Source organism: Pseudoclavibacter sp. Marseille-Q434, assembly GCF_050315415.1.
Lineage (GTDB): Bacteria > Actinomycetota > Actinomycetes > Actinomycetales > Microbacteriaceae > Pseudoclavibacter.
On the sequence record NZ_JBNPQH010000002.1, the window covers coordinates 813,995 to 828,804 of the forward strand.

Annotated in this window: 8 protein-coding genes; 6 read left to right on the forward strand and 2 right to left on the reverse strand. The window is 61.5% G+C overall.

From position 1 onward, the window contains the following. Window positions 1-234: 234 nt before the first annotated feature. Window positions 235-999, reverse strand: coding sequence for an HNH endonuclease family protein (locus ACQFZP_RS10775; RefSeq protein ID WP_211891293.1), 765 nt, complete (start codon window positions 997-999; stop codon window positions 235-237). Between the two features lie 174 nt (window positions 1,000-1,173). Between ACQFZP_RS10775 and ACQFZP_RS10780 the strand changes: the two genes are divergently transcribed. From ACQFZP_RS10780 to ACQFZP_RS10800, 5 genes are all read left to right on the forward strand, one after another. Further along, window positions 1,174-1,293 (forward strand): helix-turn-helix domain-containing protein, encoded by a 120-nt coding sequence (locus ACQFZP_RS10780; RefSeq protein WP_307852816.1) that lies wholly within the window; start codon window positions 1,174-1,176, stop codon window positions 1,291-1,293. Between the two features lie 144 nt (window positions 1,294-1,437). Next, window positions 1,438-5,031, forward strand: a complete 3,594-nt coding sequence (locus ACQFZP_RS10785; RefSeq protein ID WP_249312291.1) for a helicase-related protein — start codon at window positions 1,438-1,440, stop codon at window positions 5,029-5,031. Next, entirely contained in the window at window positions 5,028-7,871 is a 2,844-nt protein-coding gene (locus tag ACQFZP_RS10790) for a DUF1156 domain-containing protein (RefSeq protein WP_249312292.1), read from the forward strand. The genes ACQFZP_RS10785 and ACQFZP_RS10790 overlap by 4 nt, the downstream gene beginning before the upstream one ends. Before the next feature lie 9 nt (window positions 7,872-7,880). Further along, the gene (locus tag ACQFZP_RS10795; protein ID WP_249312439.1) at window positions 7,881-11,303 is read left to right on the forward strand and encodes a DUF499 domain-containing protein; all 3,423 of its coding nucleotides are present in this window, start codon (window positions 7,881-7,883) and stop codon (window positions 11,301-11,303) included. A 15-nt stretch (window positions 11,304-11,318) separates the two neighbouring features. Further along, window positions 11,319-13,073 (forward strand): hypothetical protein, encoded by a 1,755-nt coding sequence (locus tag ACQFZP_RS10800; protein ID WP_211891296.1) that lies wholly within the window; start codon window positions 11,319-11,321, stop codon window positions 13,071-13,073. 143 nt (window positions 13,074-13,216) lie between these two features. On the opposite strand, the gene ACQFZP_RS10805 is transcribed toward ACQFZP_RS10800, so the two are convergent. Beyond that, on the reverse strand, window positions 13,217-13,723 hold the full coding sequence (locus tag ACQFZP_RS10805) for a hypothetical protein (RefSeq protein WP_211891297.1): 507 nt from the start codon (window positions 13,721-13,723) through the stop codon (window positions 13,217-13,219). A gap of 487 nt (window positions 13,724-14,210) precedes the next feature. Here ACQFZP_RS10805 and ACQFZP_RS10810 point away from each other — a divergent pair, with 487 nt between their 5' ends. Beyond that, window positions 14,211-14,780, forward strand: coding sequence for a uracil-DNA glycosylase family protein (locus ACQFZP_RS10810; RefSeq protein WP_307852817.1), 570 nt, complete (start codon window positions 14,211-14,213; stop codon window positions 14,778-14,780). Window positions 14,781-14,810 lie beyond the last annotated feature (30 nt).

Below are 14,810 nucleotides of genomic sequence, written 5' to 3' on the forward strand. Positions count from 1 at the left end.
CAGGGGCGGTGACGCGCGCGGGCCACCAAGACTGCAATGAAAGCAGCTCCCGCGAGTCCCACGGTCCAGAGCAGCACCCGACCGCCGGGCGCCTCAACCTCGGAGGAACGCTCGGCATCCGACTCTGGGGTGCCGATCGCAGGCGCAGGCGTGGCCATGACAGATGGTGACGCCGATGGAGCTCGAGACGCCTCAGAAGGGAGCGTTGATGTAGATGGTGCCTGCGTGGACTCGTCAACGGCGGGGAGAGCACACGCTGTGGCGCCGGCGAACGCTACGCCGTCGATGCTCCCGCCGTTGATGATCGCGTCTTGATCGATTGGGGTGACTGCCAGGTCGTAGGCCGCGAGCACGCTCGTCATCTGCGCCAAATAGGTGCAGTGGAAGGCGGCATTCGGGGGCATCCATTCGGGAAGCGAGGCGCGATCCCTTCGCAGAGTTTGCGCGACCGTCGACCGCCTGCAGGTTCATGAGGTCGTTCGCGAACGCTTCGCGCTGCCCTGCGTCCCAGGTGTTCGCGCCGCCGGTCCAGGCTGCTGCGAGAGGCACGATGTGATCAATATGGACGGCGCCGGAAGTCGCAACACCGCGCGTGAACGAGATCACGTCTCCCGTGTACGGGTCGGTGAGAGTGCCACGCTCGACGACGCAACCATCCCCAGCACGCAGAGCGATGTTCGTGAGATCCCGCTGCAAGATGTCGTTGCGAGCGTCGCAACCGTTGCCGTCCGGATCTGACCAGTGCGCGAAGAGGTCTCGGTCGTACCCCACCTGCGACGAGTTCACCGTGCGCAGCCCCGCCGCCGCCGCAACCGAGGCGCCATCGACGCACCAAACACCATCAATTTCAATGATCAAACCTGAACCCGACAGCGACGCGACGCTACTATCGACGGCACCAGCAGGCGACGATTCCTGGGGTGGAACAGCGAAAGCGGGAGTTTCACCCACTGTCACGTCGAGAGCAGCGACCAGCAGAACCGCGACCCCCAGAGACACCCCCCAAGGGGAGCGGACCTTACGAGCGATAGTGCTCACTCCTTGTCTTGGTGCGCCCTTGAGTTTTGCTCAGAGCGGTGAAAATTGGTCAAGGTCGGACAAACCCTGCGCAACAGGGTCTCACCTATATCATCGCCATGACGGCCAGTGGCGGCCGACGAGGGAGAACGGAGCATGTCTGAGCCCTGGCTATCGGCGGTCGATATCGCTGCGCATCTCGGCGTCACGAAGGACACCGTCTATACGTGGATCGCAGAGAAGGGCATGCCCGCGCACAAGATCGGCCGCCTCTAGCAATTTCAGGCGAGCGAGGTGGACGAGTGGGTCCGTCGCGGGGGAGCGGCTCCCACCGCATGAGCACCACCCTGCACCCGTCGCAGGAATGTCGGTGGCCGCACATAGCCTGACCTACTGCCCAAAATCTGGAAGGAGATGCTCATGATTCAACCACCGCCTACCCTCACCCTCGACGCGTTGCGGTTGGGACAGCGCCTTCGTGGGCTTGTGCCAGGCCAGACGGTCACGCTCATCGCGGTTGATCCCCTCGACGAAGGACTCGTTGAAGTCGGGTACCGCGACGACACTGGCCGGCGCGGTGCTCGTACGATCACTGAGGTAGACGCCGCTCGTTTCGAGGTAATGAGCGATCTCGAATCCGCTCCTCCATTCGATGCAGACCCAGACGAATTCCGCCTCGCGTCCGAGGCGCTGCGCATCAAGTACGCAGCACTCTATGACCCGATGGCCGCGGTGAACAGTTCCGAAGTGGACCCACTCCCGCACCAGATCCGCGCTGTCTACGAAGAGTTACTGCCACGCATCCCGCTCCGGTTCTTGCTGGCGGACGACCCAGGAGCCGGAAAGACCATCATGGCCGGGCTCTACCTCAAGGAGATGATTCTGCGCTCCGACTGCGAGCGGGCCGTCATCGTCGCTCCGGGTGGGCTGGTGGAGCAGTGGCGAGAAGAACTCTCACAAAAGTTCGATCTGCGCTTTGAGGTCTTCAGCCGTCAGATGGTGGATGACGCGGAAGGCCGGAACGTCTTTGCGGAGCACCCGTATCTGATCGTCCGCATGGATCAGGTCTCGCGCAGCGAAGATCTTCTGGAACAGCTCTCCGACGTGGCCTGGGACGTGGCCATCGTCGATGAGGCTCACCGAATGTCTGCCCACTACTCGTCGTGGGCGGGGGAAGTCGACGAGACGAAACGGTTCAGGCTTGGCCGGCTCCTGTCCGACACGGCCCACAACTTCCTTCTCATGACCGCCACCCCGCACGCGGGGAAGGAAGAAGACTTCCAACTCTTCATGTCCCTGCTCGATCGCGACCGATTTGAAGGCCAGTTCCGTCACGGTGTTCACCGCACCGACACTCACGGCCTCATGCGTCGCATGGTGAAGGAGGACCTCCTCACTTTCGAAGGCAAGCCGCTCTTTCCTGAGCGCCGCGCGTACACCGTCGAGTACGAGCTGAGCCCCGCCGAGCGAGACCTCTACGAGGAAGTCACGACCTACGTCCGGACCGAGATGGGGCGTGCCGAGCGGATTGCCGCGGAAGGAGACAAGAAGCGCGGCAACAACGTCGGCTTCGCCCTCACCGTCCTCCAGCGACGACTCGCGTCCAGTCCCGCGGCCATCCTGCGCTCGTTGGAACGACGCCAGCAGCGCCTGGAAGGCAAGCTACGCGAAATGCAGCGTGCCACCGAGACCGCGCGACCCGGCACGGACGCTCCATCGCACGCCGACCAGAGAACCACAGGCCGCCCCGCACTCGCTTTCTCTGAAGTAGCGCTCCCTACGCTGTCACTCCACGAGATTGATGAGTTCGAAGACGAGACCACGGAGGACGAGCGCGCTCGTTTTGAGGAACGGATCGACACCGTGGTCGATCTTGCTACCGCCGCGCAGACCATCCCCGAGCTGCGGGCCGAGATCGCCATCCTGGAAGACCTCATCCGCAAGGCGCGGCGCGTGCGCCTGCAAGATGACGACAAGAAGTGGGTGGAGCTACGCACCATCCTCGACGAGCAACTCCTCACGAACGCCGCGTCCGGCGACGTCCGCAAGATCATCATCTTCACCGAGCACCGCGACACCCTCGACTACCTTCACACGAAGATCTCATCACTCCTGGGCCGCGCCAACGCCGTGATCACGATTCACGGGGGAACGCGACGCGAGGAGCGCAAGGCAGCTCGCGAGCAGTTCACGCACGATCCCGACACGGTCGTGCTCCTCGCCACCGATGCCGCGGGCGAAGGCCTCAACCTTCAACGCGCGCACCTCATGGTGAACTACGACCTGCCGTGGAACCCCAACCGCATCGAACAACGGTTCGGCCGTATTCACCGCATCGGGCAGCGAGAAGTGTGCCACCTCTGGAACATGGTCGCGAAGGACACCCGAGAAGGCGATGTCTTCACCCGTCTCCTGTCCAAGATCGACCAGATGTCGCTCGCCTACAACGGCAACCTGTTCAACGTGCTCGGCGACGCTGACGCGTTCCAGGAGCGGTCCCTGCGTGACCTCCTGATGGAGGCCATTCGTTACGGAGATCAGCCCGATACGAAGGCGAAGCTCGATCAAATCATCGATCGCAGCATCTCCGACGGCCTTGAAGACATGCTCGAAGAGCGAGCCCTTCATCCCGAAATGTTCAGTGCCCTGAATCTCGAAGAGATTCGTGCACGTATGGAGAAGGCGCGCGAACGTCGCCTGCAGCCCGGTTACATCGCCGCCTACTTCCTGCCGGCGTTCGCACGACTTGGCGGAAGGGTTCGCCGACGCGAACGTGGACGGTACGAGATCACGCGCATTCCGAGTCGCGTCATCGATGCTGCACGCCGCCTCAACCGGTGGGCCCCGGTGGCCGAACAGTACGAGCGCATCACGTTCGACCTCGATAAGAAACACGGCGATGGTCAGATTGAGGCAGCCCTCATTGCTCCCGGTCATCCTCTGCTGCACGCCGTCATTGAAACGACGATCGAAGATCTTGGCGGCGTGCTAGAACGCGGCACCGTCTTAGTGGACCGCCGCGACAGGCAAGCAAGCGACCCAGCGTTGATGTACACGGTCGAGCAGAAGATCGAGAACACAGCCCCAGAGCCCGATACACTTTCGCACCATTTTGACTATCCCCAGTTCGCCAGTAACGGGACCGTGACCGTGTCTTCTACGCCGCCGTACCTGGACTACGACCGGCCACAAGATGACGAAGCGGACCAGATCGACGCGATCCTCGCGGGCGACTGGGCGCGTGAGAACCACGACAAGCTGATTCGCGCGCAAGCGTTCCGTCATGGGCTTCAACCGCGCATTGACGAAGTCAAATCGCGACTTGAGATCGAAACGGTGCGCACACGAGCCCAGGTTCGTGAACGCTTGCTAGCGGAGATTAACCACTGGGACCGCGAACACAACCGGCTTATCGCGCTCGAACGCGGTGGGGCGGTCGGTCGTGTTCGAGCCGAGACAGCGCTCATACGCTCTCACCAACTCGAGGATCGCCTCGGCCGTCGCATGCGCGAGCTTGAAGCCGCCACGGAGGTCGCCGCTGCTCCCGCAATCATTCGGGGCATGGCACTCGTCGTTCCCAGCGGGGCGCTCACGCCAGCGAGGTCGGAGCCACAGCTGTTCGCTCGAAACACTGAGGTCGTTGAGCGCCGCGCGGTCGAGGCAACACTCGCGGCTGAACGGGCGCTGGGTCGCTCGCCAGAAGAAATGGCGCGGAACAATCCGGGGTACGACATACGCTCCACGGACTCCGAGGGACGCGTCTTCTACATCGAGGTCAAGGGCCGGATCGAAGGCGCCGACACGTTTACGATCACCACGAACGAGGTGACCTTCGCCCTTACTCAGGGCGACCGACACCGACTGGCGCTCGTAAGCGTCTCGATGACCGGCGTCACGTACGACCAACTGCGATATGTGACTGGCGCGTTCGATCACATGGACCCCTCAGACACCACCCGCTCTCTAAACGAAGAGTGGCACGACTACTGGGGTCGTGGAGCAAAACCACTATGACCCAGCCCATACACGACACCAACACCACGGCCGAAAGACAGCACATGACCAGTCAGCACAAGAAAAAGCTCATCGAGACGTCTCTGCCGCTCGAAGCAATAAATGCGGCGTCACAACATGAGAAGTCGGTGCCACGCAAAGGTCACCCGGCAACGATGCACTTGTACTGGGCGCGGAGACCCTTGGTCGCGGCGAGGGCGGTGCTTTTCGCACAGTTGGTTGATGACCCAGCCTCCCGACCCGATGAATTTCCAACAGTGGAAGCACAGGACGCCGAGCGCGCCCGCCTGCATTCCCTCATCGAGAAGCTTGTTGTATGGGAGAACAGCAATGATGAGCAGCTGATGGAACAGGCTCGAAACGAGATCCGCCGATCGAATGATGGCGTACTACCGTCAGTGCTCGACCCATTTGCTGGTGGCGGAACCATCCCACTGGAAGCACAACGCCTCGGAATGGAAGCGCACGCCAGCGATCTCAACCCCCTGGCTGTCCTCATCAACAGGGCACTGATTGAGTTCCCCCCCAAATTCAGTGACAAATACCCTGTATTCCCCGGTGCCTCTGGCACGCGGACCGGGTGGATTCGGGCTGAAGGACTTGCGGAAGACGTTCACCGCTATGGCGAATGGATGCGCGATCAGGCCCAAGAAAGGATCGGTCACCTCTATCCGAAGGTCAAATCTGACGAAGGAACAGAGCACACCGTTATCGCCTGGATCTGGGCAAGAACGGTCAAGAGCCCGAATCCAGCTAACCCGATAGAAGTTCCCCTCGTCCGAACTTGGTGGCTCAGCAAGAAGAAGGGCAGAGAAGCCTGGATTCACGCCGAAGTCGTCAATGGGCACGTCAGATATGAAGTTCGCCATGACGCCAATGGGCCTCAAACCGATAATGACGGCACCATGACCCGAGGCAACGGCATCGCACTTGGGGATGGAACACTAATCCCCAACGCGTACATTCGGGCAGAAGCACAGGCGGGGCGACTGGGCGCGCATCTGATGGCCGTTGTCGGAGAAGCGAAGCGTTCACGTGTCTTCGTTTCTCCCTCGGAAAAGCACGTGCGCGCAGCATCTGTGACACGTCCAACTGATGTACCAACTCAAGAAGTTCCTACGAACAATCACGATGTAGACCGCCTTCCGATGTATGGAATGCCAACGTGGGCGGATGCCTTCACTGATCGTCAACTAACGACACTCGTGACTCTCAGTGACCTGATTCTTGAGGTGCATGCTCGGGTTGTAACTGATGCGCTCGCTGCCGGAGTAGCCTCTGGTGAACGGCTTCAAACTGGGGGAAGCGGTGCCGAAGCTTACGCCGACGCCGTCTGCACCTACCTCGCCTTCGCGATCAGCAAGCTGGCTGATTGGTCTTCCTCAATTTGCAGCTGGATTCCACAGATCCAAGGTGTCCGAGATACATTCGCCCGCCAAGCAATTCCGATGGTCTGGGACTACACGGAAATCAACCCTTTCTCGAGTTCGGTTGGACACTTTCTCACTCATGTTCGGTGGGTGGCATCCGGCATTGACGGCCTCCCGAGCAGCAATCCTTCTGGCATTGTATTTCAGGCGGATGCAGCGTCGCGTGGGTACGAAAATGTCGTTGTTTCGACCGACCCGCCTTACTATGACAATGTCGGGTATGCGGACTTATCGGACTTCTTCTATGTGTGGCTTCGACGCTCACTGGGGGAAATCCACTCGCAAACCCTGGGCACCGTCCTCACTCCGAAGGCAGATGAACTTGTTGCCAACGTCAATCGACACGGTGGCAGGGCAGGGGCCGCAAAGTTCTTCGTGAATGGATTCAATGCCGTATTCAAGAGAATTCGAGCCACTGCAAACCTTTCAGCGCCGATGGCAGTCTATTACGCATACAAACAGCAGGACACTCGCGATGCGGGCACGTCTTCCACCGGCTGGCACACGTTGCTCGATGGTCTGATCGCCTCGGGCTGGGAGATCACTGCAACTTGGCCCATGCGGAGCGAGCGCAGCGGGCGCATGGTGAGCGTAGGCACCAACGCGCTTGCATCGTCAATAGTTTTGGCATGCCGCCCACGACCAGACGATGCGCCTACGACAACTCGACGGGCGTTCGTTGCTGCGCTCAAGTCTGAGCTCCCTGAAGCGCTACGCACGCTGATGCAGGGCGCGATCGCTCCTGTCGACTTGGCACAGGCTGCGATCGGGCCAGGAATTGCCGTGTTCTCTCGCTACTCACGCGTGCGCGAGGCGGACGGTTCTGACATGAGCGTGAAGGACGCGCTTGTGTTGGTGAATGCGACGCTCGACGAGGTCATCGGCGATCAGGAATCCGACTTCGACGGCGACACGCGCTTCGCTATCAAGTGGTACCGCCAGTATGGCTGGACTCAGGAAAGCTCCGGCATAGCGGATCAGCTTGCGCGTTCGTCAGACACGTCGATCGGCGCGTTGGAACGTGGTGGGATCTTTGAAGCGAAGGGTGGCAAGGCTCGCCTACTTGCGCCGTCCTCACTTGAAGACGTATGGGATGTAGGAGCCGATGACCGGGTCAGCGTCTGGGAGGCGACAGTGCGCCTCGCCGCCGTGATGGCGAAGGATGGCGCCGACAAGGTCGCCGAACTCATCCCTACCGTGCAAACGCGCGTGAGTTTAGACGCAGTCAAGGAACTTGGCTTCTTGCTCTTCCACGAGGCAGAAAAGAAAAAGGATTCCAAGGATGCGGGCCTCTTTAACGGCCTCGTCAGCGCCTGGGGTGACTTGAACGAACAGGCCCGCAAGTTTGAAGCTGTCGCTCCGCGGTTGGGTGCGCAGTCGATGTTCGATTTCGATGACGTGGAGGACTGATCGGTGGCCATGAACAACCAGGAGCGATTGTTCAAAGCCTTCGGGCTCCTCGCTGAAGGGATGTACGACACCGTCGACCAGGTCATGTCTACCTCGTTTGGCACCGCCGACTGGACCACAAAATGGTCTCTGGAAGATGCCGTCAAGCGCGGCCGTCCTGCGTTGCAGATGGACAAGACTGATGCTCAAATTCAGTTACGGGCCATCACTGAAAGGGGGTACGATTTCAAAGACGTCCTGTCTCGCGCTCAACAGGGCTACGGGTCCGAACTCAAAGACTTCCGCAACGACGTCATGCACGGAAAACCCGTCAGTTCCGACGACACGTCCCGCGCCCTCGACACGATGGAGAGGCTCCTCCAGGCTGTGGGAGCTGTCGACTCGGCAAAAGACATCCACAGCCTTCGCCAGGACTTGCAGCGCACGGTCTACGAAGACCAGACCCGCAAACAGGTCAAGCGCGCGTCAGCGGTCACGGCGTCCGATCAGGGTCTGCGGCCGTGGCGTGAGGTAATTCGTCCGCACGACGATGTTGCTCGTGGCGAGTTCACGGCCTCCGAATTCGCTGCCGACTTGCATTTCGTGCACACCGGTGAAGCCATCGGCACGGAATACAGCGACCCTGTCGAGTTCTTCACCCGGACCTACCTCACCGAGGGCCTGCGCGACTTGCTCTCACGGGCTCTGCGCCGGATGAACGGGTCAACGGACGCGAGCCCGGTCGTGAACCTCCAGACGAACTTTGGCGGCGGCAAGACGCACTCGATGCTCGCGCTCTACCACCTCTTCAGCGGCACGCGAGCAACCAAGTTCCCCGACGAGCTACAGAAACTCATCGCGGCAGCGGGGAGTGCCAATCTAGAAACGCTATCGGTCAAGCGTGTGGCGCTCGTCGGCACATACTTGAAGGCGGGCTCACCGATCGTCAAAAACGATGGCACAGAGGTCCGAACGCTCTGGGGCGAACTGGCATGGCAGCTCGGGGGACGTGAAGCGTTCGACCAAATCGCCGACGACGACGCGGCCGGGACGAATCCCGGTGACGCCTTGCGGACGTTACTGCAAGCCCACGGTCCAGCGCTCATCCTGATCGATGAGTGGGTCGCGTATGCCCGCCAACTCGTGACCGACAAGGAACTTCCCGCAGGTTCTTTCGATACTCAGTTCACGTTTGCGCAGTCTCTTACCGAGATCGTGAAGTCTGTGCCGGGCGTGATGCTGGTGGTCTCGATCCCAGCATCCGACACGGGCGCGACTGACCTTGAGATCGGCGGGGCGAACGGTCAACTCGCGCTGGAGCGATTGCAGAATGTAATCCGTCGCGTCGCTGATCAGTGGCGGCCGTCGAGTCGAGATGAGTCGTTCGAGATCGTGCGCCGTCGCCTCTTCCAGGCTCCAGACGCCGCAGGCTTAACTGCAATCGCGGCAACAGCACGGCAGTTCGTCACTATGTACCGCAAGAACATTGACCTGTTCCCACGCGACGCTACCGTCCCGGGGGGCGAGTATGAGGATCGGATCAAGGCGTCGTATCCGCTGCACCCGGAGCTGCTTGATCGACTCTATGAAGATTGGTCCACGTTGGAGCGGTTCCAGCGCACTCGTGGCGTCCTGAAGCTCGTGTCGTCGATCGTGCACGAGTTGTGGATCTCTGAAGACGCGGCTCCCTTGATCATGCCGGGCCATGTGCCGCTCGATGCCAGCATCGTGAACACCGATCTGACGCAGTACCTCGAGGACCAGTGGAAGCCCATTATCGATTCCGACATCGACGGTGCAGGGTCCACCGCGGCCGCGATCGACAAGAGTCGCCCAGCATTACAGGAACGCCACGTCACCCAGCGCATCGCCCGCACGATCTTCATGGGGGCGGCGCCCAGGAGTAAGTCGAGCAGAAAGGGCCTCGACAAGCAGTTTGTGTGGTTGGGCACGTGCACTCCCGGCGACACGCTCGGCAACTTCGGCAGTGCCATCGACCTCCTGGGGCAGAAGTCGACCTACTTCTACGAGGAACAGGGCCATTACTGGTTTGATACGCAACCTTCTGTGACGAAGACGGCCAGCGACTACGCCGAGCGCCTGCGTGAGGACGTCGAGTCAGTGTGGAACGAGATCGTGACGCGCCTCGACGCTGAACAACGGGTCCGTGGGGCCTTCGATCGCGTCCACATCGCCCCGGAGTCCAGCGCGGACATCCCCGATCTGGAAAACACTCGTCTGGTGATCGTTCACCCGCGCCACTCCCGACAGAAGAACAGCGGTGCTGAGAGCACTGCCCACCAGTGGGTGCACGCGGCGATCGAGCGAAAAGGCTCGAGTCAGCGCATCCACCGGAACGCCTTGGTGTTTCTTGTCGCCGATAAAAATGAGCTTGACCACCTCGAAGGAGCGACCCGCGTTTACCTGGGGTGGAAGAAGGTCCAAGCCACGAGCGAGTCGTTGAACCTGTCAGCGCAGCAGCGTCGGCAGACCGACGACCAGGTGGCGCGATTCGACCAGACCGTGACGGACCGGCTGCGCGACACCTACGTGTGGGCGACCTACCCAGAACAGTTCGAGGCGACCAAACCGTTCACGCTCAGTGTCGACAAGGTACCCGACAAATCCGGTGCCTCGCTCGCGCAGAAAGTGAGCGTCAAGCTCGGCCGCGACGACCTCCTGATCACGGACCTCGGCGCGGCCATCCTGGGTGAAACGCTGCAGAGAGAGCTCGGCGTTCTGTGGCGCGAGAAGGGCGAGATTAGCGTCGCCGAGGTGTGGGGATACTTCACCCGCTACCCGTACATGTTGCGATTAGTCAACCGCGACGTGCTCGACCGTGCGATCGAGACGGCCGTGGACTCAATCATGATCCACAATGAGCGTTTCGCGATGGCCCGAGGCAAGGACGAGACGACGGGGCGTTACCTGGATTTGGTGCTGCCACCCCAGCACGGCGTCACGATTCAGGTGACTGACAGTACGTTACTCATCGACGTCGCCAAGGCAGAAGCGCAGATCGAAGCTGACCGTGAGGAACAGCGGCGGCGCGATGAGGAGGCCGCCCAGGCAGCTGTCGAGTCGTCAGCCTCTGCATCGATGCCATCATCCCTGCCTGCCGCGCAGACCAGTGACAACGCGAACGTCGGCCCAGTCGACGACGTCTGGCCTGAGGGCACCCCGCCTGGGGGGCAGGCTGGCGTCGATGCGGTGGTCAACGCCGTGCTGGCGCGTTACTTCGGCTCGGTGACGGTAAGCGCTGACCGCTACTCACGGGACATCGGCAACGTAACCCGAGAGGTGATCGACCGCTTAGCCGGTACGGGCGCAGAGCTGGAGATCACCATCGACATTCAGGCGAAAAAGCATGCCGGGTTTGACGAGTCAGAACGACGCATCATCTCGGAGAACGCCGCGACATTGAAGTTCAAAGACTCCACGTTCGAGCACTGAAACTAGAGGCATCTGATGGCCATCGGCTACCGGGCGATACTGTCCGCAGGACACCACGACGGGAACCTAGCGGCGACCGTCGACGTGCTCCGAAAATGGGTGACGCGCAAGAAGGGGTTCGCCTCTCTCCCACGCAAGGGTGAAACGGTCGCGCACGCGAACGGCAGCACGCTCGCCGCCCACGAGATCCTCGATAGTGACCGTGATGTCAGCGGATACCGGTGGACGCTCACGGAAGAGTGGGCGCCACCCCGCTGGTACAAGAACGAGGCGTCCTCCCGCGTCGGGGTGACGCACATCAGCGTGGTGTTCTCCGCGCAACAGCTATGGCTGTGGGTCGACGTCGAACCTCCCGTGTTGGAGTACGTCGACCACGCTGGCCGTGCACGAACCGAGACGCAGCCGAGTGGCACGCCGGCCTTCGTCTCCGACATCCTGGCCGAAGTCGAGATGCACGACGGGCTCGAAACTCCTGTCTCCGACATCCAGCAGATTGCGACGTCGTCGCACCTCGGACACCTTGCCAGGGTGTTGCAGGACAGCACCCGACGCGGTGCGGTCTACGTGACCAGCCCCCCGAATGGCGTCACCGACGAAGCTTGGCTCACGCGTACGCGGAACATTCTGGGGCGCATCGAAGGTATGGGCTTCAGTTACATGCTCAGCGCTCCAGCACGCGCGGCCTTCAACCACGCGGTCGCGTCAGGCCACACGATCCCGGCCGGTGCCATCCGCACGTTCCTGCCCGGTGCCGAGCTCCGCGATCCCAAAGACGCGCTTCGACACCGGTTGTTGCACGCCTCCACCATCCAGGACAGCCCAGACCGACGTCTCCAACGCATCATGCGGAACGCGCAGGTCGAACGACTCCGTGACGTGCCCCTGCCCCAGGCGCTCCGTGACGCGGACTACGCATTCTTGCGCGAGCGAGGCCGGCACACTTTCGAGGTGCTCCACTCCGGGGCCGTCGCGACGACACCGACTGCAGGGCCCGACCGTGTTGAGGACCTCCTCAAGCGACTGGAGGAGGCCGAGGAGCTGCTCACGATGGCGCTCGACGAGAACGATGCGCTGCGCCGCACGACAACCGCAGCACGTCTCATGGCCGACCACCTGCGCCTCGAAAATGAGGAGACGTATCTTGACCTTGCAGTGATGCGGGAGGATCGCGAAAAGGACGGTCGAGAAATCGAGTATTTGCGCCGCGAACTCTCGCAGCTCAGTAGCGACGGGGCGGCGGCGGCCTTCGGTTTCGTGGACCAAGCTGCCGTTCAAGAAGCTCCATCGACTTTCCGCGAGCTGATTGATCGCGTGGCATCGGTCCCCAACGTGAAGTACTTCGGCGACCGCGCCGATGCCGAGGAGCTCGACGAGTACTCCGATCTCGGCATAGCGGCGGTGATGAAAGCGTGGGACGCCCTCGTCACCTTCGGCGCGTACGGGAGTGCGCGCACCAACGGAACGTTCGACCACTCGCTAAGCCACTACATCCAGCACACGCAGCACGGGTTGCCCATGCGCATCACGAAGGTTAAATGGAGCGAGGGCGAGACTGTGCGGTCCAACGCGAAGATGATGGCGCAGCGGACCGTCTCCGGTCTCCCGGATGCCATCGATCCAAGCGGCTCCAGGATGCTCGTCGCGCACATTGCCCTCGCGACCGGTCGTGCCGGCTCACCGCGCCTCTATTTTGAAGACACCGTGGAAGCTGCCGGCTTCGTCACCGTCGGCTACATCGGCGCCCATCTCGACAACACCCTCACCAATTGACGACAGAGCAGCGTGTCAGCTCTTCATAGGAGCACCCCGCCAAGCGGAGTGTTCCTCACGACCAACACCCATCAGCCGAGCTCGCTCTGTATCCAACAGCGCAAAAACCGAAACTCTCCAGCACCAGTTTCTTCCGGTGCTGATCATGATCGGACTGCCAAGTGCGACGCCGCCCCAACGGCTCGCTCGGGGTCGTGCCGAACAAGAAACTCCGCCGCGGTTGCCTCTACGGTAGAGCCAGGCCGCTCTCGGCTCACCTGACGGTGCCATCGCGACGGATGCGACGGCCGGCCCCCAAACAGCCACACCCGAAGATTGCTTTTCTCGAGTTCGGCGGCGATCCAGTCGAGCTGCGCCCGAAAGACGAGGCGATTAGCCCCAGTGGGGAGTTGCACGCCGTACGCGAGCAACACATCTGAGGTCTCTTCTCGATCCAGTTCACGCCGGATGAGCTCACGTCCCTGATCGAAGACCTCCGTCGACAGCTCGACGCTGAGCGCCTTCGTATTCGGCAACACTGCTGGATACACGTTGACGATGGCAGATGTCGCGCACCCCAGAACCTGTTGCGCGATATCAACTCTTTGGAGAGTTCTCACGCCAGTTCCGGGAGGAAGGCTATGGAGGATCGCAAGCAGGTGGGAAGGCATGATTCCCAGTCTCGTACACCCGGTGCTAGTGCGAGCGCCCTCCACCGTGCCGATGACGGCCCCTGTCATCGCGACCACGACGACGCCTCTTCCCATAAAGCGTTGCGGTGCCGCCCGGTCACCGCACGCGCAACGAAGCTCGTCTGCCGCTGCGGGAAACGCAGAGTTCTTACACCTGTAGAACTGCGCAGACCATCGGCTGACTAGCTACGCAGGTTGTCCCGAGCCCACACCGCTAGGACGGCGAAGGACCCTCGTCCTATGGTCTAGGTATGACTACCTATACCCCCGCGGAGCTGGCCCGAGAGCTTGGGTACCTCGACGAACAGCGTCCTGGCTTGGTCGTACGGAACTACCTCCGCACTAAGTACCCCCACCATCCCAAGTACCAGCCATGGGTGCTCGATGAAGCACATGCCAATGATGTTCGGGCCCACGTTCCGCCCGCGGTTCAAGGGCAAACTGCCGGCGAGGAATGACGAGCCGCGTGAGTGACAGCACAGGCCTCGTAGGTTTCCAACAGCGGATGACGTGGCGAGGCATCAAAGTCCTCACGTTGGCTGACATCTGGCCCAAGCAGCCAAAAGCCATGATTGTGGGCCTCAACCCTGCTCCACCGAGCGTCTCGGCCGGCCACTACTACCAAGGCCGCGTGGGGCAGCGTCAAATGACGCGCCTGCAGGAGGCTGGGCTCTTCCAAGCTCCGCCCACCGGCACCTCTCTGGAAGAAGAAGCCCAACGCGCTGATGTTGGTTTCACGGATCTCGTGAAACGCCCCTCCACGGGAGAAAGCGATATTTCTCGCGCGGAGCAGGCACACGGGCGGAGCGAGCTCATCGCGCACCTCGCAGCGAGATCCGTACCGTTGGTTGTCTGCGTGTTTCGACATCCTGCCAACGCAATCATGGGCGGCACCAGCGACGTCGGCTTCCAAAAACGATCAACACCATGGGGAGGTCATCTCTTCCGCATGCCAGGACCCTTCGAGAACGCCGACGTAGCCATCGCGCATATGTCGACCCTGGCTGAATTCCTCGGCCGCCCGTCGAAAGCCTGAGAGCACCCGAGCTGAGCGCATTCTTGAACG

What these genes read in the sequence shown, in the direction of transcription:
- ACQFZP_RS10780 (WP_307852816.1), top strand. Translation starts at nt 1,174, where the DNA reads ATGTCTGAGCCCTGGCTATCGGCGGTCGATATCGCTGCGCATCTCGGC.
- ACQFZP_RS10785 (WP_249312291.1), top strand. Translation starts at nt 1,438, where the DNA reads ATGATTCAACCACCGCCTACCCTCACCCTCGACGCGTTGCGGTTGGGA.
- ACQFZP_RS10805 (WP_211891297.1), bottom strand. Translation starts at nt 13,723, where the DNA reads ATGCCTTCCCACCTGCTTGCGATCCTCCATAGCCTTCCTCCCGGAACT.
- ACQFZP_RS10800 (WP_211891296.1), top strand. Translation starts at nt 11,319, where the DNA reads ATGGCCATCGGCTACCGGGCGATACTGTCCGCAGGACACCACGACGGG.
- ACQFZP_RS10795 (WP_249312439.1), top strand. Translation starts at nt 7,881, where the DNA reads ATGAACAACCAGGAGCGATTGTTCAAAGCCTTCGGGCTCCTCGCTGAA.
- ACQFZP_RS10790 (WP_249312292.1), top strand. Translation starts at nt 5,028, where the DNA reads ATGACCCAGCCCATACACGACACCAACACCACGGCCGAAAGACAGCAC.